This is a genomic window from Streptomyces sp. Ag109_O5-1 (genome assembly GCF_003814875.1).
In the GTDB taxonomy this organism is placed as follows: Bacteria; Actinomycetota; Actinomycetes; order Streptomycetales; family Streptomycetaceae; genus Streptomyces; species Streptomyces sasae.
Window position 1 is genome coordinate 1,821,119 of record NZ_RKQF01000001.1, and the last position, 22,826, is coordinate 1,843,944.

Here is a 22,826-nt window from a genome sequence, read left to right on the forward strand (position 1 = left end):
TCCTGCATAAATGTTCGGAATGTCCTGCCCCATCAGTCTCCCCCTGTGCTCATATCGTCGCAATGCGCAATAAATAACCTACTTCTCATCCAAGGGTTGACGCGGACATGCAGTCGGGTCCACCTTGTACGGCACCCGGTCAGGAAACTTTCCTAACAGAAGGGCACCCCCACAGTGCGCATCCGAACACTGACCCTTGCCGCGGCCTGCGGGGCCGCACTGCTGGCCGCCGGAGTACTCCCCGCGAACGCGTCCGGCGCCACCGTTCCCAAGTCCGCCCAGGAGGGCTCGGTCAGCGCGGCGAGCCTGCTCGCCAAGGTGACGTCCTGCTCCCAGATCTCGAACGGCAAGTACAAGACCGACGACGAGACCTCGGCCACGATCCCCGTGTGCGGCAAGAACGGCGCGGTGTTCTGGAAGGCCGACATGGACATCGACTGTGACGGCCAGCGGACCACCAACTGCAACGAGGACCGCGACCCCTGGTACCAGGACGACACCGCGTTCCACCAGTCCGACGGCAAGCCGCTGAAGGCCGAGTCGCTGCCCTACATCGTGGTGCCCAGCTCCAGCAGCATCTGGAACTACTCGAGCGCCGGCATCAAGGGCGGCGGAGTGGTGGCCGTGATCTACAACAACAAGGTCGAGTACGCGGTGGTCGGTGACACCGGCCCCACGAAGATCATCGGCGAGGCCTCGTACGCCACCGCCAAGGCGCTCGGCATCGACCCCGACCCGGCGACCGGCGGCGCCGACTCGGGCGTGACGTACATCCTGTTCAAGAACTCCAAGGTGTCCCCCATAGAGAGCCACAGCGCGGCGGTGTCCCTCGGCGACCAGTTGGCGAAGCAGTTCCTCGCCGCCAACTGACCGAGGCCGTTCCCCGCCGGCGTCCGGTCCCGGGGAGGGCGGGCGGCCCGGTACCGCATCTCGGTACCGGGCCGTCGCGGCAGGTCAGTTGGGCTGCCCCAGCGGCCGTACGACGACGGTGTTGACGTCGACGCCGGCCGGTTGCCGGATCGCCCAGACCACCGAGTCCGCGATCTGGTCGGCGGTCAGCAGACGGCCGGGCGGCAGACTGCCGTTGCCGTCCCAGAACGGGGTCTCCACCCGGCCCGGCGCGACCAGGGTGACGCCGATGCCGAACTCGGTGACCTGGCGGCGGGTGTTCTCCGCGAGCCCGGTGACCGCCCACTTGGTGGCCCCGTACAGGTTGCCGGGCGTGTTCACGAACCCGGCGACACTGCCGACCAGGACGATCCGGCCCCGGCTCTCCTTCAGGGCGTCGGCCGAGGCGCGGATCAGCAGCGCGGGGCCGAGCACATTGGTGAGGACCATCTCGGCCCACCCCGTCGGGTCGCCCTCGGCGACGGTGTCGTGGGTGGCGAACCCGGCGTTGGCGACGACGGTGTCCAGACGGCCGTACGCCTTGAGTGTGCTGTCGACCGCGGACCTGACGTCCTCGTACTCGGCGGCGTCGCCGACGATCGTCAACAGGTTGTCCGGCTCGCCGAGTTCCTCGGCGAAGGCGCGCAGCCGCGCCGCACCGCGCCCGGTGACGGCCACCCGGTGCCCGGCGTCCAGCAGTTGGCGTGCGACGGCGGCGCCGATACCGCTGCCGCCGCCGGTGATGAGCGCGACCGGAGAGTCGCTCATGATGTCCCCCTGGTGTCCGGTGATCGATGAACCGTCGGAGTCCATCACTTCGAGCGCTCTCGATGTCAAGGCCCGGACCGGTCCTATACGGGCCGTACCGCCGTGTGGACCGTCCGGGCGCCGAGGACGAACACGTCGGACCTGTGGTGCAGGCTCGCCGGGTCGGCCGGGTCGAGGAGCCGGTCCAGGGTGGCCCGGTCGTCGGTGTCGAGTCCCTCGCCGACCGTGTCGCGCAGCCGGGAGAAGATCTCGACGGCGTAGCTGCGGGCCCGGTCGGAGGCCGGAGCGGGCAGGTCGATGAGGAAGCTGCGGCTGCGGGTGTACTTGAGTCCGGCGGCCGCCAGCAGCGCCGGCCAGTCCTCGGCCTCGGTGACCGAGTCGGGCAGTTCGGTGCGCATCCGCTCGAACCACTCCTCCTGCACCGCGTCCAGCCGCGCCTGGAGCCCGGGCCGGCCGATGCCGATGTCGCGGGGCAGGAAACGGCTGGGCAGGCCGCCTTCGAGGATGGCCAGGGTGCCACCGGGGGCCAGCCGCTCGCCGAAGGCGGTGAGCGCGGCCCGCTGGTCGCCGAGGTGGTGCAGGCTGTGCCCGGCCCACAGGAGATCCGCCGGGTAGTCCAACTGGTCCAGCACACCCGGGAGTTCACCGGCGAGGACACCGAAGCGGTCGCCCACGCCCTGCCGCTCGGCGCGGGCCCTGGCCCGGTCGAGGAGCGGTTCGCTGCCGTCCACGGCGAGCACCCGCGCATCGGGGAAGGCCTCGGCGAACAGGCACGACACCACCCCGGGCCCGCTGCCCAGGTCGACGATCAGTCCCGGCTCGGTGACCTCCTTGCCGAGCCAGCCCAGGACGTTCTCGTAGAGGGGGGCGAAGAGCTCCGCCTGTGACTCCAGGTGCCCGGCCATCTCGCCCCAGTCGATGTCCGTGTCGGAGTGCGGGTGCGTGTGCTCGTGCTTGTGGTGGTGATCGTGCGCCATGGGGAGCAGCCTCTCGTCCGGGTGCCGCCAGCGTGCTCCGGCGCACCGTCCGGAGGCCAGCCGTGTTGCCGGTGCGGCAAAAAACCGGATGCGTACGGCAAGGCGGCCGGGCCACGATGACCGGATGGACGACGAGCTGGTGGAACGCTTCCTGACCGACGGCTTCGTGAAGATCGAGGGCGCGGTCCCGCCGCGGGTCGCCGAGGACTGCGCCCGGCTGCTGTGGCGGGAGACGGGGTACGACCCGGACGACCCCGGCAGCTGGCAGGACCCGGTGGTGTGGGTGGCCGGCATGGCGCAAGGCCCGTTCGCGGCGGCCGCCAACTCCCCCGAACTGCACCGGGCGTTCGATCTGCTGGTGGGCGAGGACCGCTGGGTGCCACGGTATTCGCTGGGAAGTTTTCCGCTGCGGTTCCCGCATCCGGAGGAGCCGGACGACGCCGGCTGGCACATAGAAGGCAGCTACCTCCCGGACGGCGTCGAGACCCGCTGGTACCACACGAACCTGCGCTCCCGCGACCGCGCGCTGCTGATGCTGTTCCTCTTCTCCGAGGTGACCGAGCAGGACGCGCCCACCCGTATCCGCGTCGGCTCGCACCTCGACATCCCGGCGGTGCTGGAGCCGTACGGCGAGGAGGGCGTGTCGATGCTGGAGATCGCCCCGGAGGTCGTCGAGGCCTCCGCACACCGCCCGCTCGCGTACGCCACCGGCCGCCCGGGGGACGTCTACCTCTGCCACCCCTTCCTGGTGCACGCGGCCCAGCCGCACCACGGCACCCGCCCCCGCTTCCTGGCCCAGCCACCACTGATGCCGGCCGCCCCCTACGAACTGGAGCGGCCGGACGGAAACTACTCACCGGTGGAGATCGCCATCCGCCGGGGCCTGTCCCGCGCCCCGTAGGGGCGCTGGGGGAGGAACTGCGCGACCAGCCACACACGGCCCGCAGCTCCCCACCCGCCCACTACGACAACGGCGGGTACGCGTTGGCCATCAGCTGCTGGAACTGCGCGGAGAACCAGTGCCCGGACAGCGGCGCGTTCGGCAGGGCGCCGGACATGTTGTTGCCGTTACGGGCGTTGCCCGTGTACGTCGGGTCGCACATCTGGTCGAAGCCCTTGCCCTCGTCGTTCGGGATGGCCGAGCTGGAACCGTCCGACTCCCCCGGGGGCTTCATCCACACATAGGCATCGACCCCGGCGGCCGGGCTGGCCTGCGGGCGCTCGCCGAGGCCGGCTCCGGCCTGGTTGCACCAGTTGCCCACGTGGATCCGGCGGTCGTAACGTCCGCCGTCGACATACGCGTCCACGCTGGTCGTCGGGCCGGGGCCGGTCGGCCTCGCACTGCCGCCCCAGCCGTTGCGGGAGGTGTCGATCAGCATGCCGATACCGGAGTTGAAGCCGACCGAGACCAGTTCCGTGCGGAACGCCTGGGCGAAGGACAGCTCGTCGACGTAGCGGTTCCAGTCGACCCACTTGGACTGGCGCACGGAGGTGCCGTTCACCGAGTCGTTGATGGTGAAGTTGTTCTCCTTCAGGGCGCTGTAGTTGGCCGTGTTGGTGATGAAGCCCTGGACGTCGTCGACGGTCGCGCCCTCGGCGGTGGCGGCCTGGTGGAGGACCTGGGCGGAGGGGGCGAAGTTGTCGTCCCAGCCGAGCCAGCCGTGGTGGCCGGCGTCCAGGTAGTTGTAGACGTTGGGGATGGCGCCGAGTTTGGCCAGGGCGTAGCCGACGCCCTTCACGTAGTTGCCGTTGGCGAGCATGGTGTTGCAGTTGGCGGTGGCGGTGGCGCGGCTGCCGGTGTTGGTGACCAGGTTGGGCAGCGAGTCGAGCTCGATGGTGGTGACGATCCGCAGCGAGGCGTACTTGCTGTCGGAGAGGATCGCCGCGATCGGGTCGATGAACTGCGTCTTGTACTTGTCGATCTCCGTCGGGCCGATCTCGCCGTTGGAGGCGAGGGCCGAGCAGTCGCGTCCGGGCAGGTCGTAGACGACCAGCTGGACGACTTCCTCGCCGCTGCCCTTCTGCGCGAGGGCCGCGTCCAGGTGGTCGCGCAGGCCCATGCCGCCATTGACGCCGTTGATCGCGGCGATACGGTCGAGCCAGACCCCGGTGGGCTGGTTGGAGACCCGGGTGCCGCCCGGTTCGGCGGCGGCCTTCGCGGACCACTCCGGGTTCACGTACACCTTGGCGCCGGAGTACGGGTTGTCGACACGGGTGCCGGTACCACCGCCACCCCCGCCAGAACCTCCACCACCACTCCCGTCGTCGACATTGCAGGTGACGCCGTCGAGGGTGAAGGCGGTCGGGATCGCGTTGGTGCCGCTGTACGTCCCGTTGAAGCCGAAGCTGACCGAACCGCCGGTCGCCAGCGCGCCGTTGTAGGTCTCGTTGTTCGCGGTGACGGCGGTACCGCTCTGGGTCAGCTTGGTGTTCCAGTAGCTGCTCACCGTCTGGTTCCCGGCGTACGACCACTTCACCGACCAACTCGACTTCGCCGCCGCGTTGTTGGTGACCGTGACGGCGGCCGTGAAGCCGGAGCCCCAGTCGTTCTGGATCTTGTAGTCGACGGTACAGGGAATCGCGGAGATCGCCGCCTGGGAGGAGGGGGTCACGGCGACCGCCGGACCCGAGACCCCGGCGACCAGCGCCAGGGCGGCGAGTACCGCTGTTCTGGTACGACTCATGAGTGCGGGTTTCCTTCTTCTTCGGTGGAACTTCTTCGGTGGGCGTGCTTACGGGTTGATCGCCTGGAGGTGGTCGCGCAGCCCGACGCCGTACGCCGTCGGCGTACCGCTGTAGTCGGAGATCAGCGACGGACCGGAGGAGCAGTCCCAGGTGTTCCAGGTCCAGCCCAGGTAGGAGAGGCCGCGGTCGTCGAACCACTTCATGACCTGGTCGACGAACGCGTGCGAGCAGGTGTTCTCACCGATCTCCCCGGCGACCAGCGGCGCCTGGGCAGCGACCGGGGCGAGGCTGGAGTTCCAGCAGCTCTCACTCGCGCAGGTGTTGAAGTTGTAGACGTGGTAGGAGGCGACGAGATTGCCGGCCGGGTCGGTGGGCCTGTACGTCAGCCACTGGCTGAGGTCGTTGGAGTACGCGAGCCCGCCGATCATGATGACGTTCTTGGCGCCGGCGCCCCGGATGCTGTCCACCAGGTCCTGCATACCGGCGACCTGGTAGCCGATGCCGGGGCAGGTGCCGCCGTCGCGCCAGCACTGCCAGGCCTGGGTGGTGGTGGCGGTCGCCCGGTCCGCGTACGGCTCGTTGAACAGGTCGAACACGGCCGCCGGGTCGTCCTTGAAGGTGCCGGCCACCGAGGACCAGAAGGACGGGGTGTACTGGGCGTCGGGCATCGGCTTCTGGCAGGTGGCGTGCACGTCGGAGCAGCCCGCCGAGTTGCCGGTGTACTGGCCGTAGGTCCAGTGCAGGTCGAGGATCGGCGTCATGCCGAACGACTCGACGCGGGCCACCAGCTCCTTGACCGCGTTGATGTAATTGGCGCCCCCGTACTCGGACTTGACGTTGGACAGGCCGAGCCAGCACTCCTCGTTGAGGGGGATGCGGACGGCGTTGGCCTTCCAGTCGGCGATCGCCCTGATGGCGGCGTCGTCGACCGGGCCGTCCCAGATGCCGTAGCCCTGTACGCACATGAACTCGCCGCCGGAGCGGTTCACGCCGAGCAGGCGGTGGGCCGTGCCGTCGGCGTCCACGAGCTTGGCGCCGGACACGTGCAGGGCCGGTGCCGTCCCGGTGGCGGGCGGCTCGGTCGGCGTCGGGGTCGGAGTGGGCTCCGTGTCGACGTTGCAGGTCGTGCCGTTGAGCTTGAAGGTCGTCGGCACGGTGTTGCTCCCCGACCAGGAGCCGAGAAAGCCGGCGCTGACGCTCGCGCCGGTGGCGAGGGAGCCGTTCCAGCTCTCGTTCACGGCGGTGACCGCCGTACCGGACTGGGACCACTTGGCGTTCCAGCCCTGGGTGACCTTCTGGCCGCCTCCGAAGTCGAAGGCGAGGCTCCAACTGCTCACGGCAGCCATGTTGTTGGTGATGGTCACGGAGCCCTGGAAGCCGGTGTCCCACTGGCTGGTGACCGTGTACTCGACCGTGCACGCGGGTGTGGCGCCGGACGCCGATACCACCGGCACCAGCGCGGCCCCGACGAGGGCGACCGCACCGGTGACGGCTAAAAGAACTGAACGCGGGGGGTGTCGCATGAGCGACTCCTTGCAGCTCGGGCGCGTCGTGACGGACGCGTCGACTGAACGGAATCGCTCCCACTGGTGCGAAGGAAGGTAGCGCCAAGTGACAGCAAAGAACAGGGGAGTTGCTTGACTTTTCGGCGGGCTGATCCGTCGAATCTTTTCGACTCTTCAACCACCTTGACCGTCCCATCCCTCGTCTCCACTATGGGAGCGCTCCCACTGGTTCAAGCCTTGACTTCTTCCCCGAGCCGCAAGCGCAAGGAGGAACCAGCACATGCATCCCGCACATCCCGGAGGCCCCGTAAGGAGGCGCAGAGCCGTACGGCGGTTGTGGACCGCCGTCGTCGCTGCCCTCGCCCTGCCGCTGTCGATGCTCGCCACCGGAACGACCCCCGCCCAGGCGGCGACGGTCCAGTGCAGCGTGGACTACAAGACCAACGACTGGGGCACCGGCTTCACCGCCGACCTCACCCTCACCAACCGCGGTACGGACGCGATCAACGGCTGGACGCTGACGTACGCGTACACGGGCAACCAGAAGCTGTCCAACGGCTGGAACGGCACCTGGTCCCAGTCCGGCACCTCGATCACCGTGCAGAACGCGTCGTACAACGGCACGATCGCGGCCGGCGCGGCGGTGTCGACGGGCGCCCAGTTCTCGTACACCGGCAGCAACGCTGCGCCGACGAGCTTCGCGGTCAACGGTACGACCTGCGCCGGCGCGCACCAGCCGCCGGTGACCGTGCTGACCAGCCCGACGGCCGGCGCGGTGTACACGCAGGGCGATGCGGTGCCGCTGGCGGCGACCGCGGCGGCGGCCGACGGAGCGACGATCAGCAAAGTGGAGTTCTACGACGACACCACGCTGCTGGGGACGGACACCTCATCGCCCTACTCGCTCTCGGTCTCAAGTTTGACCGTGGGCAGTCATTCCCTGGTGGCGAAGGCGTACGACAGCCTGGGCGCGTCCGCGTCGTCGACACCGGTCGGCATCACGGTCGCCTCGGGTCCCGCGGTGGTCGCCTCGCCCACGCAGCTGGGCATCGAGCAGGGTGCGACCGGCAGCTTCGGGGTGAGCCTGTCGAAGCAGCCGAGCGCCAGCGTGACGGTGGCCGTGGCCCGTACGAACGGCAACACCGGGCTGTCGGTGAGCGCCGGTGCGTCGCTGACGTTCACACCGTCCAACTGGAGCACCGCGCAGGACGTGACCGTGGCCGCGGACTCCTCCGGCACGGGCACCGCGACCTTCACCGCGTCCGCGACCGGTTACACCAGCGCGGCGGTGACCGTCACGGAGCTCGCCGCGTCGAAGGCGTACGACGCCCGCTTCCTGGACCTCTACGGGAAGATCACCGACCCGGCGAACGGCTACTTCTCCCCCGAGGGCATCCCCTACCACTCGGTCGAGACGCTGATCGTCGAGGCCCCGGACCAGGGCCACGAGACCACGTCGGAGGCGTACAGCTACCTTCTCTGGCTGCAGGCCATGTACGGCAAGGTCACCGGTGACTGGTCCAAGTTCAACGGTGCGTGGGCGCTCATGGAGAAGTACATGATCCCGACCCACGCCGACCAGCCGACCAGCTCCTTCTACAACGCGTCCAAACCGGCCACGTACGCACCGGAGTTGGACACGCCGAACGAGTATCCAGCGAAGCTGGACACGTCGGTGTCGGTGGGATCGGATCCCATCGCCGCCGAACTGAAGTCCGCGTACGGTTCGGACGACGTGTACGGCATGCACTGGCTGGAGGACGTCGACAACGTCTACGGCTACGGTGACACGCCGGGCGGAGGGTGCGAGGCGGGTCCGACCGCAGACGGGCCGTCGTACATCAACACCTTCCAGCGCGGTGCGCAGGAGTCGGTGTGGGAGACGGTTCCGCAGCCGACCTGCGACGCCTTCAAGTACGGCGGTAAGAACGGGTACCTGGACCTGTTCACCGGCGACTCGTCCTACGCCAAGCAGTGGAAGTACACGGACGCCCCGGACGCCGACGCGCGTGCGGTGCAGGCCGCGTACTGGGCGGACGTGTGGGCGAAGGAGCAGGGCAAGGGCAGCGACGTCTCCGCCACCGTGGGCAAGGCGGCGAAGATGGGCGACTACCTGCGCTACGCCATGTACGACAAGTATTTCAAGAAGATCGGCAACTGTGTGGGCCCGTCGACCTGTGCGGCCGGCACCGGCAAGGACGCCTCGCACTATCTGCTCTCCTGGTACTACGCGTGGGGCGGGGCGACCGACACCAGCGCGGGCTGGGCGTGGCGGATCGGGTCGAGCCATGTGCACGGGGGATACCAGAACCCGCTCGCCGCGTACGCGCTGAGCTCGTACGCCGATCTGAAGCCCAAGTCGGCGACGGGTGCCACCGATTGGGGCACGTCCCTGACCCGGCAGCTGGAGTTCTACCGCTGGCTGCAGTCGTCGGAGGGCGCCATCGCCGGTGGCGCGACGAACAGTTGGCAGGGGCGGTACGCGAGCCCGCCGTCGGGGACGTCGACGTTCTACGGCATGTACTACGACTGGGAGCCGGTGTACCACGACCCGCCGTCCAACCAGTGGTTCGGCTTCCAGGCCTGGTCGATGGAGCGGGTCGCCGAGTACTACCAGCAGACCGGCAACGCGAGCGCCAAGGCGATCCTCGACAAGTGGGTGGCGTGGGCGCTGTCCAAGACCACGATCAACCCGGACGGCACGTATCTGATCCCGTCGACGCTTCAGTGGTCGGGCCAGCCCGACACCTGGAACGCGTCGAGTCCCGGCTCCAACAGCGGACTTCACGTCACGGTCGCCGACTACACCGACGACGTGGGCGTGGCGGCCGCGTATGCCAGGACGTTGACGTACTACGCCGCCAAGTCCGGTGACGCGACGGCGAAGTCGACGGCCAAGGCGCTGCTCGACGGCATGTGGGACCACTACCAGGACAGCCTGGGGATCGCAGTGCCGGAGACGCGGGCCGACTACAACCGGTTCGGGGACGCGGTGTACGTCCCGAGCGGGTGGAGCGGGACGATGCCGAACGGGGACGCGGTCAACTCGTCGTCGACGTTCGCCTCGTTGCGGAGCTTCTACAAGAACGACCCTGCGTGGTCGAAGATCCAGAGCTATCTGGCGGGCGGGGCCGCGCCCGTGTTCACGTATCACCGGTTCTGGGCCCAGGCCGATATCGCGCTGGCGATGGGGTCGTACGCGGAGCTGCTGGAGTAGTTCGGCCGCCGGTTCGTCGTAGCTGGTCGCGCAGTTCCTCCCCCGGCCTTCGGCTGGGGGTACCCCCAGCGCCCCTGACGGGGCGCTGCAGCCGGGCCGTCCTCACCCGCACTGAGGACTGCCCGGCATCTCTCACCTCTTCCGGAAAGCGCTTACCGTCCCCCTCACGGAAAGGACATCCCGTGCGAAGAACCCGTATCCTCACCGCCGTTCTCGCCCTCGCGGCCGGGCTGCTCGCCGGCACCCCGCCCGCACTCGCCGCGAACCACAGTGCGCAGGTCACCCTCGCCGCCGACACCTACACCTGGAGCAACGCCCGGATCGACGGCGGTGGTTTTGTCCCCGGGATCGTCTTCAACCGTTCCGAGAAGAACCTCGCCTACGCCCGTACCGACATCGGCGGCGCCTACCGCTGGTCGGAGTCGACCAAGACCTGGACGCCGTTGCTGGACTCGGTCGGCTGGAACGAGTGGGGGCACACCGGGGTCGTCAGCCTGGCCTCCGACTCGGTCGATCCGGACAAGGTCTACGCGGCCGTCGGAACGTACACCAACAGCTGGGACCCGACCGACGGGGCGGTGCTGCGGTCCTCGGACCGGGGTGCCAGCTGGCAGAAGACCGATCTGCCGTTCAAGCTGGGCGGCAACATGCCCGGCCGGGGCATGGGCGAGCGGCTGGCGATCGACCCGGACAAGGACAGCGTGCTGTATCTGGGCGCGCCCAGCGGCAAGGGGCTGTGGCGGTCGACGGACTCAGGGGTGACCTGGTCACAGGTGACCAATTTCCCGAACGTCGGCAACTACGTGCAGGATGCGACCGACACCACCGGCTACGCCTCGGACAACCAGGGCATCGTGTGGGTCACCTTCGACGAGTCGACCGGTACGGCTGGTTCGGCGACGAAGACGATCTACGTCGGGGTCGCCGACGAGGACAACGCGGTGTACCGCTCGACGGACGCGGGCGCGACCTGGACCCGGTTGGCCGGCCAGCCCACCGGATATCTCGCCCACAAGGGCGTGCTGGACGCGAAGAACGGCTACCTCTACCTCGCCTACAGCGACAAGGGCGGTCCGTACGACGGCGGCAAGGGCCAGCTGTGGCGGTACGCGACCGCGACCGGTACCTGGACGAACATCAGCCCGGTGGCTGAGGCCGACACCTACTACGGGTTCAGCGGTCTGACGGTCGACCGGCAGCACCCCGGCACCGTCATGGCCACCGCCTGCAGCTCCTGGTGGCCGGACACCCAGATCTTCCGCTCCACGGACAGCGGGGCGACCTGGACGAAGGCGTGGGACTACACGTCGTACCCCAACCGCTCGAACCGCTACACGATCGACGTGTCGTCGTCGCCGTGGCTGACGTTCGGCGCGAACCCGTCCCCGCCCGAACAGAGCCCGAAACTGGGGTGGATGACGGAGTCGCTGGAGATCGACCCGTTCAACTCCGACCGGATGATGTACGGGACGGGGGCGACGCTCTACGGCACCGAGGATCTGACCAAGTGGGACAGCGGCGGCCAGTTCACCGTCAAGCCCATGGTGCAGGGCCTGGAGGAGACCTCGGTCAACGATCTGGCCGCTCCCCCGTCCGGCGGTGCCCAGCTCTTCAGCGCGCTGGGTGACATCGGCGGCTTCCGGCACACGGACCTCACCAAGGTCCCGTCGATGATGTACACGTCCCCGACCTTCTCGACGACCACGAGCCTGGACTTCGCGGAGTCGAACCCCGACATCGTCGTGCGGGTGGGCAATCTGGACTCCGGGCCGCACATCGCGTTCTCGACGGACAACGGGGCCGACTGGTTCGGCGGAACGGATCCTTCGGGGGTGAGCGGCGGCGGTACCGTCGCGGCCGCGGCCGACGGAAGCCGGTTCGTGTGGAGTCCGGCGGGCACCGGTGTGCAGCACACGACCGGCTTCGGGTCGTCCTGGTCCGCGTCGAGCGGCATCCCGTCCGGGGCGGCCGTCGAGTCGGACCGGGTGGATCCGAAGACCTTCTACGGCTTCAAGTCGGGGAAGTTCTACGTGAGTACGGACGGTGGCGCGACCTTCACGGCGTCCGCGGCGACCGGACTGCCGAGCGGAGACAGCGTTCGGTTCAAGGCGCTGCCCGGGACGAAGGGCGATGTGTGGCTGGCGGGCGGTTCGACGGACGGTGCGTACGGGCTGTGGCACTCGACCGACGGCGGCGCGACCTTCGCCAAGCTCTCCGACGTCGACCAGGCCGACACCGTCGGTTTCGGCAAGGCGGCGACCGGTGCCTCGTACCAGACCCTGTACACCAACGCGAAGATCGGCGGGGTGCGGGGCATCTTCCGTTCCACGGACGAGGGTGCGAGCTGGACACGTATCAACGACGACGCCCACCAGTGGGGTTGGACCGGGGCGGCCATCACGGGTGACCCGCGGGTCTACGGCCGGGTGTACGTCTCGACGAACGGCCGGGGTGTGATCTACGGCGACACCTCCGACAGCAGCGGGGGCGGAGACGGAGGGGGCGGCACCGATCCCACGCCCTCCGGCGCCTGCACGGTCACCTACCGGATCAGCAACCAGTGGACGGGCGGTTTCCAGGCGGACGTCCAGCTGACCAACACCGGCTCCACGGCCTGGAGCGGCTGGTCGCTGGGCTGGTCCTTCCCGAACGGGCAGACGGTCGGCCAGCTCTGGAACGCTGACTGGACCCAGTCCGGTGCGGCGGTGACGGCCAGGAACGTCAGCTGGAACGGGACGGTCGCGGCCGGATCCTCGGTGTCCTTCGGCTTCACGGGCACCTGGAGCGGGGCGAACGGCAGACCTTCGTCCTTCGAGCTGGGCGACCAGACCTGCACGGTCGCCTGACCGACGGGGGCGCGTGCTGCACCGGGCACGCGCCCTCTTCCCGGATGTCTAGGGCCGGGTCACCGGCACCTGCCACACCAGCGTCGTACCGCCGCCCTCGGGGCAGTCCCACTCCAGGCGGCCGCCCAGTTCCGCCGCCCGTTCCGCCATGTTGCGCAGTCCGCTGCGACGCCCGTCGGGCGGGATGCCCACGCCGTTGTCCCGTACCGTCAGGACCAGTTCGCGCCCGTCGGTCACAAGGATCACCTCGGCGCGGTCGGCGTGGGCGTGCCGGGCGATGTTGGTGAGGGCCTCGGCGAGAACGGCGACGGCGTGGTCGGCGATCTCCTTGGGCACGTCGGTGTCGAGGAGGCCTTCCATGCGCAGGCTCGGCGCGAAGCCCAGGACCGGTGCCGCCTCCCCGGCGGCGCGTACGGCGCGGGCGCGCAGCCCGGTGCCGGCCCCGCCCTCGCGGGCACGCAGCCCGAAGATCGTCGACCTGATGATCTTGATGGTCTCGTCCAGGTCTTCCACGGCTCGCAGCACCCGCTCGGACGCCTCGGTGTGCTCGATGAAACGGCCGGCGCTCTGCAGGGTCATGCCGGTGGCGAAGAGCCGCTGGATGGCCAGGTCGTGCAGGTCCCGGGCGATCCGGTCACGGTCCTGGAGGACCGCGATCTCCTGGGCGTCCCGGCGGCGCTGGGCCAGCTCCAGGGCGATCGCCGCCTGCGCCGCGAAACTCTGCAGCGTCTCCGTCTCCCGCTCGGAGAAGACCGTGCCGCCGCTCTCGCGCGCCAGCAGCAGCACACCCCGCACCCCGCTGTCCCCGGTGCCGATGGGGATGGCCACGGCGGGGCCGAGCCCCTCGAAGCGAGGCGGTTCCGGGCAGATCTTCGGGTCGTGGGCGACGTCCTGGCTGGCGACGGGGGCCCCGGCCGAGAAGGCAAGGCCCATCAGGGTGTTGTCCAGGGAGAGCACCAGGCCCCGGTGGGCGTCCGCGCCCGTGCCGACGGCGATCTCCACGCCCAGCGAACCGGTCTCCTCCATCGGGATCGCGACGGCGGCCAGGTCCGAGCCCGTGATGCCCCTGGCCCGCTCGGCGATCAGGGCCAGGGCGTCGGCGGGGTCACCGCCGGACATCAGGGTGTGGGTGATCTCCGCGTTGGCCCGCAGCCAGCGCTCGCGCAGCCGGGACTCCTCGTACAGGCGGGCGTTGTCGATCGCCACGCCGGCCGCGACGGCGAGCGTCGACGTCACCGACACGTCCTCCTCGTCGAACTCGAGGCCGCCGCGTTTCTCGGTGAGGTACAGGTTGCCGAACACCTGGTCGCGGACCCGGATCGGAACGCCGAGGAAGGTGTTCATGGGCGGGTGGTTCGCCGGGAAACCGTAGGACGCGGAGTGCTCGGAGAGCTTCGCGATCCGCAGCGGCTCGGGGTGGCGGATCAGCTCGCCCAGGATGCCGTGCCCCTCCGGATAGGGGCCGATCCGGGCGATCTCCTCCTCGGTGACCCCCACCGTGTGGAAGGCCGACAGCCGCTTCCCGTCGGGCCCGATCACACCGAGCGCCCCGTACTCGGCGTCGACCAGCACGGCCGCCGCCTCCACGATGCTGCGCAGGGCCTGCTCCAGATCGAGTTCCCGGCCGACCGAGAGGACCGCCTCCAGCAGGCTGTGCACCCGGTCGCGGGTGCCACGGGCGGCGTCCAGGCGGGCCTGCAGCTCGTCCAGCAGCTCGTCGAGCCTCAGCTGCGGCAGCCGTAGGCGGGCCTCTTCGGGGCCTTCCACTGCGTCCTCCCGACCCTGTCGACTGGTGGCACCGGCAGGTCCGGTCATAGGCCACCGTAGTGCGCGACAGGGGGCCGGGGCATCCGGTTCGGCCAGGTCACCGAGGTCCGCTCAGTTCGCGTCCGGTGACGAGTTCGGGCTCGATGCGCACGAAGACCTCGTGCGGGACGGGCACCCAGGAGCGGGGGCCGTCCTGGACGAGCCGTCGATGTTCGGCGGGGTCGCTCACCACGGTCGCGGCGCCGGTGACGACGACGCTCCACCCCGAGCGGCTGCCCGCGTCGACCTCGTCGGCCTCGAAGGCGACCACGGAGCCGTCGATGGCGCGGACCAGCTCCGAGGCCGCGGACGTCCGCAGGAGGACCGCGCCGTCGCCGTCCAGTCCGAAGTTGACCGGCAGCACGGCGGGCAGCGCGTGCCGGGTGTGGACGATACGGCCGACGGGCACCGTGCCGAGCCGGGTCAGGCACTCGCGCCGGTCGAGCTCACGGAATCCGTCGTTGGCGTACATGGGCCGCCGCCTCGCCTTTCGGGTCGCGTACTACGTGCGTTTCATCCTCCGATGCGTGCCGGGGCCACAACCAGGGGCCAAGGGTCCCGACCGATGCGACGAAGGACCCGGCCCGGCGGGCCGGACCTGCGGCGGCCGGCCACGGTGTCGCGACCGGCGCATGAGGTCGGGACCGGCGCGCGGCATCAGGACGGGCGCGCGGTACCGGGATGGGCGCGCGGGCGGCGGCTGTGCGCCCGGGCCGTTCGGGTCGCGGACGGGTGGGCCGAACGGCCCTTCCGCGCGGGGCACCGGCTGGGCTTGTCTGCTGTCATGGGCGACAACCACACGAGGTCGGTGACGTACCGCACGGCACGGACAGCCGACGGGACCACCGTCGTGACGCTGCGCGGAGAACTCGACCTGCTGGCGGTTCCGGCCCTCTCCGCGGCCCTGGACGCGCTGACGGCCGGTGCCGAGCCCGATCTTATATTCGACCTGCGTCACGTGTCCTTCGTCGACTGCACCGGGCTCGGCATCCTGTGCCGGGCGCGCAACCGGGTCCGGGCACGGCACGGCCGGCTGCGACTGGTCGTGCCCGGCGGGGCCGTCCTGCGGTTGTTCCGGCAGACGGGGCTGGCCGCTGCCTTCGAGTTCTGCGGACCGCTCCCCGCGGACTCCGCGGCGGTCTCCCTGCGGTGACCCACCCCGCCGCCGTTCCGGGTCAGGGGTTCCAGGTCCAGTCGGCGACCTCGGGCAGGTCGGTGCCGTGCTCGCGGATCCAGGCCTGGTGGCGGGTGCGGACGTCGGCCATCTGCTGGCGTACGGCGGCGGCGCGCACGGCGAGACCGGGGACACGGTCGATGACGTCCATGACCAGGCGGTAGCGGTCGAGGTCGTTGCGGACGACCATGTCGAAGGGTGTGGTGGTGGTCCCGGACTCCTTGTAGCCGCGCACATGCAGGTTCTGGTGGCCGGTGCGGCGGTAGGCGAGGCGGTGGATCAGCCAGGGGTAGCCGTGGTAGGCGAAGATCACCGGCTTGTCGGTGGTGAACAGGCCGTCGTACTCGAAGTCGCTCATCCCGTGCGGGTGTTCGTCCTTGGGCATGAGGCTGGTCATGTCGATGACGTTGACCACGCGCACGGCCAGCTCGGGGAGATGGCCGCGCAGCAGCTGGGCGGCGGCGAGGATCTCCTGGGTGGGGACGTCGCCGGCGCAGGCGAGGACGACGTCGGGTTCGCGGGTGCCGTTCTCGGTGCCGGCCCACTCCCAGATCCCCGCGCCGCGGGCGCAGTGGACACGGGCCTGGTCCATGGAGAGCCAGTCGAAGCAGGGCTGCTTGCCGGCCACGACCACGTTGACGTAGTCCCGGCTGCGCAGCACGTGGTCGGCGACGGAGAGCAGGGTGTTGGCGTCCGGCGGGAGGTAGACGCGGACGACCTCGGGGCTCTTGTTGAGGACGTGGTCGACGAAGCCGGGGTCCTGGTGCGAGAAGCCGTTGTGGTCCTGACGCCATACATGCGAGGTCAGCAGGTAGTTGAGGGAGGCGATGGGCGCCCGCCAGGGCAACTCCCGCGAAGTCTTCAACCACTTGATGTGCTGGTTGACCATCGAGTCGACGATGTGCACGAACGCCTCGTAGCAGGAGAACAGCCCGTGCCGGCCGGTGAGGAGATACCCCTCCAGCCACCCCTGGCAGGTGTGTTCGGAGAGGATCTCCATCACCCGGCCGTGCCGGTCCAGGTGTTCGTCCACCGGGAGCACCTCGGCCTGCCAGGCCTTGCCGGTGGCGTCGTAGACGGCCTGGAGCCGGTTGGAGGCGGTCTCGTCGGGACCGACCAGACGAAAGTCCCGGCGCGCCCCGGTGTCCTTCATCACCTGGGCAAGTAGGTCTCCGAGGACGCGGGTGGGCTCGTGCAGGGTGCTGCCCGGCTTGTCGACGGGCACCGCGAAGTCGTTGAGGTCAGCGATGGGCAGGTCCCGGACGAGGAGACCGCCGTTGGCGTACGACGAGGCGCCCAGCCGCTTCGCACCGTCGGGGACGCAGGCGAGCACGTCGGCGACCGGCCGGCCGTCGGACCCGAACAGCTCCTCCGGCCGGTACGACCGCAGCCACGCCTCCAACTGCCGCAGATGCTCCGGGTTTTCACGGACCCCGGCGAGCGGGACCTGATGGGCCCGCCAAGTGCCCTCCACGGGCACACCGTCCACCTCCACGGGGCCGGTCCAGCCCTTGGGCGTGCGCAGCACGATCATCGGCCAGTGCACCCGCTCGGTGACACCGTCCTCGCGGGCTGAGCGCTGCATGACGGCGATGCGGTCCAGTGCGTCGTCCATCGCCGCGGCCATGGCACGGTGCACCCGTGCCGGATCGTCGCCGGTCACGTGGATCGGGTCGTGGCCGTATCCGCGCAGCAGGGAGTCGAGTTCGGCCTCGGGCAGACGGGCCAGGACGGTCGGGTTGGCGATCTTGTAGCCGTTGAGGTGCAGGATCGGCAGCACCGCGCCGTCGTGCGCCGGGTCGAGGAACTTGTTCGAGTGCCAGGACGCGGCCAGCGGCCCGGTCTCCGCCTCACCGTCGCCGATCACACAGGCCACCAGCAGGTCCGGGTTGTCCAGGGCGGCACCGTAGGCGTGGGAGAGCGAGTAGCCCAGCTCACCGCCCTCATGGATCGAACCCGGCGTCTCCGGGGCCACATGGCTGGGCACACCGCCGGGGAAGGAGAACTGCCGGAACAGCCGTGCCATCCCCTCCGCGTCCCGCGACACGTCGGGGTAGGTCTCGCCGTAACTGCCCTCCAGCCAGGAGTTGGCCAGCACGGACGGACCGCCGTGCCCCGGCCCCCATACGCACAGGGCGTCCAGCCCACGTGCCCTGATGACCCGGTTCAGGTGCGTGTACACGAGGTTCAGACCGGGCGAGGTGCCCCAGTGACCGAGCAGCCGGGGCTTGATGTGCTCCGGCCGCAGCGGCTCGGTGAGCAGCGGGTTCGACAGCAGGTAGATCTGGCCCGCGGCCAGGTAGTTCGCAGCGCGCCAGTGCGCGTCCAGGGTGCGCAACTCCTCTTCGGACAGTACGGCGGTGTCCTGCTGTTCGAGCTGGGACATGGGCGGGACTCCCGAAGTCGTCAGTGCGGGCCGGTGGTCGGGCTGCGGGGCAGCCGGTGGGTCACCGTGGGCCATGTCCGCTCGGGGACGACGGTGACCGGGCAGGTGGGGTGGTGCGGGACCGCGTGGGCGACACGGCCGAGGGGGAGGGTCGCGCTGCGGGGCCTGCGCGGGGCGGCCATGGCCGGAGGGCCGGCGTCGTGGGAGGCCGTCACGAGCACCCGTCGGGCGTGGCCCGCCGTGGTCCGCCGGCGCGCGGGCAGGTCCGGTGGCGGTTCGCTCGACGCCTCGTCCAGCGTAGCCAGGGCCCGCCGCTCGTGCAGCCGGGCGGCCTCCTGGTGCGGCTGCGGCGGTGCCCCCGCGGCGGTCCGGGCCGGTCTCCGGACGGGTCGGCGGCCCAGGTCCTAGGGCCTGGGGCGGCCAACGGCTCCGGAACCGGTTCCAGGACCTGCACGGGCGGCCCGGCTCTCGGGCGCGCCGTCGGCACCCGCCGTGACGGGGCGATGGCCGCCGCGGCGGGGCCGGCGGAGAGGGCGGTCAGACCGACGCCGACCAGGGCGGCCGCGGTGGTGAGTGCCGCCAGGACGGCGGAGCGTCGTCTGCGATGCGGGTGCTGCACGTGGGGTACCTCCCGGGAGACGGACTGGGTCTGCTGTCAGTCGCAGCCGCTCGCCCGGGAGTTGCCGTGACTTTCGGCCAGTTCGGCTTCCGTGGCGGTGGAGTTCGGGGACGGAAGACGTCCTTCAGCCGGCCGTAGGTTTCCTGAACGCCCGTAGGGCGAAGTGGGGGTCGGGGCGGCGGCGGTCCTGGTCGGGCAGGGTTGCCAGGCGCTCGGCGAACTCCTCGGCCCGGGGGTCGCCGGGCCGTAGCGCCGTGAACCAGCCACGTCGCAGGTCGGCGATGGTGGAGCGGGGGCTGCGGCCCTGGCCGAGGCCGGCGAAGACCGACTGTCCGGCGGGCAGCAGGCCGTTCACCGCGGCGTGCGCGGTCACGTGCTCGCAGGCGTCCGGGGCCGGGCGGCGCGGGCGCGGCGCGAGGACGGCGTCGATGTCGCTGCCGACGTCGTGCGCGGCGGCCTTGTCGACGGTCGTGACGTAGACCCCGCCGGGCCGCAGCACACGGGCGCACTCGGCGACGGTCGCACGGACCTCGGCGGTGTCCGCTATGAGGTGGAGCAGCCAGACGGTGGTCACGGCGTCGAAGGTGGCGTCCGGGAAGGGGAGCCGGCGGCTGTCGGCCAGCGTGATCGCTCCCGGCAGCCGGGCCGCCGCCCGCCTTGCCATGCCGGGCGCCCGGTCCGCCCCGGTGACCTGGAGTGCGGGGCGGGCCGCGGCGAGGCGGCGGGTGACGATGCCGGTGCCGCAGGCGAGGTCGAGGAGGCGGCCGGGGCGGTCCGGGATCAGGCCGAGGACGGCGTCGGCGGCCGCCTCGGCACGGGCCTCGCCGCCGCGGGACGCGTCGTAGGCCTCGGCTTCTTCGTCGTAGTCGAGCACACGGCTCAGTGTGCTCCGTGACCTGGGGCAATGTCCTCCACCCTGCGGGCGAGTTCGAAGTCCAGCCGGGTGACGGCGCCGCCGACACTGTGGGTGTTCACGGTGAGGGTGACGGTGTGGTAGCCGAGGGTGAGGTCGGAGTGGTGGTCGAGTTCGTCCTGGATGCGGGCGATGTGCACGACGAGTGCGGTGGCGGCGAAGTGCGAGTCGAGGCGGTAGGCGCGGGCGAGCCGGTCGCCGTCCAGCGACCAGCCCGGCAGCTCGGCCAGCCGGTCCTCGATCTCCTTCTGCGACAGCGGTTCGACGGCCATGGTGCGGTTTCCTTCCCGGAGGCGTACGTGGGATCAGCCTGCCATGAAGTGGGATTGCCGGGCCGGTCACACGCGCGCTCCTCGACTACGGTCGTCCGTATGACCCTTGTCGCGTCCGGTCCCGCCGACTCCCCCGCCGCCTCCCCGACCGCCCCCGACGGCAAGGGAGCGGGTCCGCTGTTGCGGGCGTGGCGGGAGCGGCGGCGGGTCAGCCAGCTGGAGCTGGCACTGCGTGCCGACTCCTCGGCCCGGCACATCAGCTTCATCGAGACGGGCCGCGCGCGTCCGAGCGAGGAGATGGTGCTGCGCCTGGCCGAGCACCTGGACGTACCGGTGCGGGAGCGCAACGCGCTGCTGCTGGCCGCCGGTTACGCCCCGCACTACCCGGAGACCCCGCTGGACGACCCGGCGCTGGACGCGCTGCGGGACGGCATGGAGCGGCTGATCGGGGGCTATGAGCCGTATCCGGCGCTGGTCGTGGACGCCACGTACACCGTGGTCGCTGCCAACCGGGGCATCGCCATGCTCCTGGAGGGGGTGCCGGAGTCGCTGCTCGCGCCCGCGCCGAACGCGATGCGGCTGACCCTGCACCCGGAGGGCCTGGCGCCGCGCATCCGTAATCTGTGCGAGTGGCGTGGGCATCTGCTGGAGCAGATGGAGCGGCAGATCGCGCTCCACCGGTCGGCCGCGCTGCGGGAGTTGTACGAGGAGGTCGCCGCCTATCCGGTCCCGGCCGGTGTCGACGAGGGCCGGCCGGTCGAGCCCGTCGCGTACTTCGCGCTGCCGCTGCGGATCGAGCACGAGGGGCGGGTGCTGTCGTTCGTGTCGTCGATCTCGACGTTCAACACCCCGATGGACGTGACGGTCGCCGAGCTGGCCATCGAGACGTTCCTGCCGGCCGACCCGGCGACCGCCAAGTACCTGCAGTCGCTGGTGGGTTGACGCAAAGGCTGCTCCGCGCGTAGACACAGGAGTCTGCCTCGACAACGTGTGCGACGGCGGCATCGCGTGTCAGACTGCACGCGTACTTGTGCACGTAGGGGAGGCGTGGCGTGAGTGAGCGGCGTGCTGCGCCCACCGTGGGCCAGGTCGTGCTGGGCAAAAGGCTGCAGGAGCTGCGGGAGGCGGCGGGCCTGGCCCGCGACGAGGCGGCCCAGGTGCTGCGGGTGGCGCAGGCGACCGTACGGCGGATGGAGATGGCCGAGGTCGCGCTGAAGATCCCGTACGTCCAGGTGCTGCTGGAGACGTACGGGGTGCCCGAGGAGGAGCAGGGCGCGTTCGTGCGGCTGGCCGAGGAGGCCAACCAGCCGGGCTGGTGGCAGCGGTTCCATGACGTCCTGCCGGACTGGTTCAGCCTGTACGTGAGTCTGGAGGGCGCCGCCCGGGTCGTCCGCTCCTACGAACCGCACTTCATCCCCGGCCTGTTGCAGACCGAGGCGTATGCGCGGGCCGTGCTGGAGGCCGGGACGATAGGCCATACCGATCCCACGGCCGTCGAACGGCATGTGTCGCTGCGTATGACCCGGCAGGGGCTGCTGGAGCAGGACGATCCGCCCCATCTATGGGTGATCATGGACGAGACGGTGCTGCGGCGCCCGGTCAGCATCGACTGCGGGGTGATGCGCGACCAGGTCGACAAGCTGCTCGCCTATATCGAGCGGGACCGGATAACCCTGCAGCTCGCCGAGTTCGCGAGCGGCCCGCATCCGGGGACGTACGCGCCGTTCACGCTGTTCCGGTTCGCCGAGCCGGAGCTGCCGGACATGGTCTTCACCGAGTATCTGACCGGCGCCCTGTACCTGGACTCGCGCGACGAGGTCGGGGCCCATCTGGAGGTCCTGGACCATATGACGGCCCGGGCCGCCTCGGCCCAGCGGACCGAGGACCTGCTGCGCGAGTACCGCGACAAAATCTGAGGACCTGAGGACCCGAAGGAGCACACAGCGTGACCGCATCCGAGCCCGCGTCCCTCGCCGTCGACACCAGTCGGCCGCATCCGGCGCGGGTGTACGACTGGTGGCTGGGCGGCAAGGACAACTACCCGGTGGACGAGGAGCTCGCCCGGAAGATCCTCGCCGTGGACGGCACGGTGCTGCGCGGGGCGCGCGCCAACCGCCGGTTCATGCAGCGGGCCGTGCGCACGGCCGCCGAGTCCGGCACCCGCCAGTTCCTGGACATCGGCACGGGCATCCCGACCGAGCCCAACCTGCACCAGGTGGCGCAGGGCGTGGCACCGGAGTCGAAGGTGGTGTACGCGGACAACGACCCGATCGTGCTGCGCCACGCCGAGGCCCTTCTGCACGGCACGCCCGAGGGCAGCACCGCGTATGTGCACGCCGACGTCCGCGATGTCGACACCCTGCTGGGCCGGGCCGCCGAGACCCTGGACTTCGAGCAGCCGATCGCGCTGTCCCTGGTGGCGCTGACCCACTATCTCGACGACGAGCCGGACGGCGACGATGTGTACGGCCTGCTGAAGCGGTACGTGGACGCGCTCGCCCCGGGCAGCCATCTGATCCTGTCCCAGGTCACCCCTGACCTCAGCCCGGCGGCGATCGAGCAGGCGGCCGCGAACTTCCGGCGCAGCGGGACCCCCTTCCACCCACGCTCGCTGCCCGGGTTCTCGCGCTTCTTCGACGGCCTGGAGCTGCTCGGCCCCGGGGTGATCCCGGTCTCCGGCTGGCGCCCCGACCCGGAGGACGTGGCGCTGCAGCAGGAGGGCATCGTGCCGGTGTACGGCGGTGTCGCCCGCAAGGTCTGACCCGTCCGG

At 70.4% G+C, this 22,826-nt stretch carries 18 protein-coding genes; 8 read left to right on the top strand and 10 right to left on the bottom strand.

Annotated features, from left to right (window positions below; all coding sequences use genetic code 11):
• The first annotated feature begins 174 nt into the window (after window positions 1–174).
• Entirely contained in the window at window positions 175–870 is a 696-nt protein-coding gene (locus EDD90_RS08270; RefSeq protein ID WP_123972454.1) for a glycoside hydrolase family 75 protein, read from the top strand.
• Window positions 871–954: 84 nt separating this feature from the next.
• Here EDD90_RS08270 and EDD90_RS08275 read toward each other — a convergent pair whose 3' ends face one another.
• Both EDD90_RS08275 and EDD90_RS08280 read right to left on the bottom strand, forming a co-directional pair.
• Window positions 955–1,656 (bottom strand): SDR family oxidoreductase, encoded by a 702-nt coding sequence (locus tag EDD90_RS08275; protein ID WP_123972455.1) that lies wholly within the window; start codon window positions 1,654–1,656, stop codon window positions 955–957.
• Between the two features lie 83 nt (window positions 1,657–1,739).
• Complete coding sequence (locus tag EDD90_RS08280) at window positions 1,740–2,633, bottom strand: trans-aconitate 2-methyltransferase (protein WP_123972456.1); 894 nt, start codon at window positions 2,631–2,633, stop codon at window positions 1,740–1,742.
• A 124-nt stretch (window positions 2,634–2,757) separates the two neighbouring features.
• On the opposite strand from EDD90_RS08280, the gene EDD90_RS08285 reads away from it, so the two are divergent.
• On the top strand, window positions 2,758–3,534 hold the full coding sequence (locus tag EDD90_RS08285) for a phytanoyl-CoA dioxygenase family protein (RefSeq protein ID WP_260327729.1): 777 nt from the start codon (window positions 2,758–2,760) through the stop codon (window positions 3,532–3,534).
• Window positions 3,535–3,595: 61 nt separating this feature from the next.
• Here EDD90_RS08285 and EDD90_RS08290 read toward each other — a convergent pair whose 3' ends face one another.
• Together EDD90_RS08290 and EDD90_RS08295 are read right to left on the bottom strand one after the other, a co-directional pair.
• The gene (locus EDD90_RS08290) at window positions 3,596–5,317 is read right to left on the bottom strand and encodes a glycoside hydrolase family 6 protein (RefSeq protein WP_123972458.1); all 1,722 of its coding nucleotides are present in this window, start codon (window positions 5,315–5,317) and stop codon (window positions 3,596–3,598) included.
• A gap of 48 nt (window positions 5,318–5,365) precedes the next feature.
• Entirely contained in the window at window positions 5,366–6,841 is a 1,476-nt protein-coding gene (locus EDD90_RS08295; protein ID WP_123972459.1) for a cellulase family glycosylhydrolase, read from the bottom strand.
• Window positions 6,842–7,103: 262 nt separating this feature from the next.
• On the opposite strand from EDD90_RS08295, the gene EDD90_RS08300 reads away from it, so the two are divergent.
• Together EDD90_RS08300 and EDD90_RS08305 are read left to right on the top strand one after the other, a co-directional pair.
• The gene (locus EDD90_RS08300; protein ID WP_123972460.1) at window positions 7,104–10,040 is read left to right on the top strand and encodes a glycoside hydrolase family 48 protein; all 2,937 of its coding nucleotides are present in this window, start codon (window positions 7,104–7,106) and stop codon (window positions 10,038–10,040) included.
• Window positions 10,041–10,222: 182 nt separating this feature from the next.
• Window positions 10,223–12,886 carry a cellulose binding domain-containing protein gene (locus EDD90_RS08305; RefSeq protein ID WP_123972461.1) on the top strand — a complete coding sequence of 888 codons (2,664 nt, stop codon included), beginning with the start codon at window positions 10,223–10,225 and terminating at the stop codon, window positions 12,884–12,886.
• A 48-nt stretch (window positions 12,887–12,934) separates the two neighbouring features.
• On the opposite strand, the gene EDD90_RS08310 is transcribed toward EDD90_RS08305, so the two are convergent.
• Both EDD90_RS08310 and EDD90_RS08315 read right to left on the bottom strand, forming a co-directional pair.
• The gene (locus tag EDD90_RS08310; protein ID WP_185148986.1) at window positions 12,935–14,701 is read right to left on the bottom strand and encodes a GAF domain-containing sensor histidine kinase; all 1,767 of its coding nucleotides are present in this window, start codon (window positions 14,699–14,701) and stop codon (window positions 12,935–12,937) included.
• 49 nt (window positions 14,702–14,750) lie between these two features.
• On the bottom strand, window positions 14,751–15,164 hold the full coding sequence (locus tag EDD90_RS08315; protein WP_123972463.1) for a pyridoxamine 5'-phosphate oxidase family protein: 414 nt from the start codon (window positions 15,162–15,164) through the stop codon (window positions 14,751–14,753).
• Between the two features lie 312 nt (window positions 15,165–15,476).
• Between EDD90_RS08315 and EDD90_RS08320 the strand changes: the two genes are divergently transcribed.
• Window positions 15,477–15,845: an STAS domain-containing protein gene (locus tag EDD90_RS08320; RefSeq protein ID WP_123972464.1), complete on the top strand. Its 369-nt coding sequence runs from the start codon at window positions 15,477–15,479 to the stop codon at window positions 15,843–15,845.
• 22 nt (window positions 15,846–15,867) lie between these two features.
• On the opposite strand, the gene EDD90_RS08325 is transcribed toward EDD90_RS08320, so the two are convergent.
• From EDD90_RS08325 to EDD90_RS08340, 4 genes are all read right to left on the bottom strand, one after another.
• A complete protein-coding gene (locus tag EDD90_RS08325; RefSeq protein ID WP_123972465.1) occupies window positions 15,868–18,252 on the bottom strand; it encodes a phosphoketolase in 2,385 nt (794 codons plus the stop codon).
• 20 nt (window positions 18,253–18,272) lie between these two features.
• On the bottom strand, window positions 18,273–18,653 hold the full coding sequence (locus EDD90_RS58910; RefSeq protein WP_398928471.1) for a universal stress protein: 381 nt from the start codon (window positions 18,651–18,653) through the stop codon (window positions 18,273–18,275).
• Between the two features lie 342 nt (window positions 18,654–18,995).
• Entirely contained in the window at window positions 18,996–19,745 is a 750-nt protein-coding gene (locus tag EDD90_RS08335) for a class I SAM-dependent methyltransferase (RefSeq protein ID WP_123972467.1), read from the bottom strand.
• Window positions 19,746–19,750: 5 nt separating this feature from the next.
• A complete protein-coding gene (locus EDD90_RS08340; protein ID WP_123972468.1) occupies window positions 19,751–20,056 on the bottom strand; it encodes a 4a-hydroxytetrahydrobiopterin dehydratase in 306 nt (101 codons plus the stop codon).
• A gap of 99 nt (window positions 20,057–20,155) precedes the next feature.
• Here EDD90_RS08340 and EDD90_RS08345 point away from each other — a divergent pair, with 99 nt between their 5' ends.
• The 3 genes from EDD90_RS08345 (at window position 20,156) to EDD90_RS08355 (ending at window position 22,817) form a co-directional block, all read left to right on the top strand.
• A complete protein-coding gene (locus EDD90_RS08345) occupies window positions 20,156–20,998 on the top strand; it encodes a helix-turn-helix domain-containing protein (RefSeq protein WP_123972469.1) in 843 nt (280 codons plus the stop codon).
• A 110-nt stretch (window positions 20,999–21,108) separates the two neighbouring features.
• A complete protein-coding gene (locus tag EDD90_RS08350) occupies window positions 21,109–21,972 on the top strand; it encodes a helix-turn-helix transcriptional regulator (RefSeq protein WP_123972470.1) in 864 nt (287 codons plus the stop codon).
• Window positions 21,973–22,001: 29 nt separating this feature from the next.
• Window positions 22,002–22,817, top strand: coding sequence for an SAM-dependent methyltransferase (locus EDD90_RS08355; RefSeq protein ID WP_123972471.1), 816 nt, complete (start codon window positions 22,002–22,004; stop codon window positions 22,815–22,817).
• The last annotated feature ends 9 nt before the right edge of the window (window positions 22,818–22,826 follow it).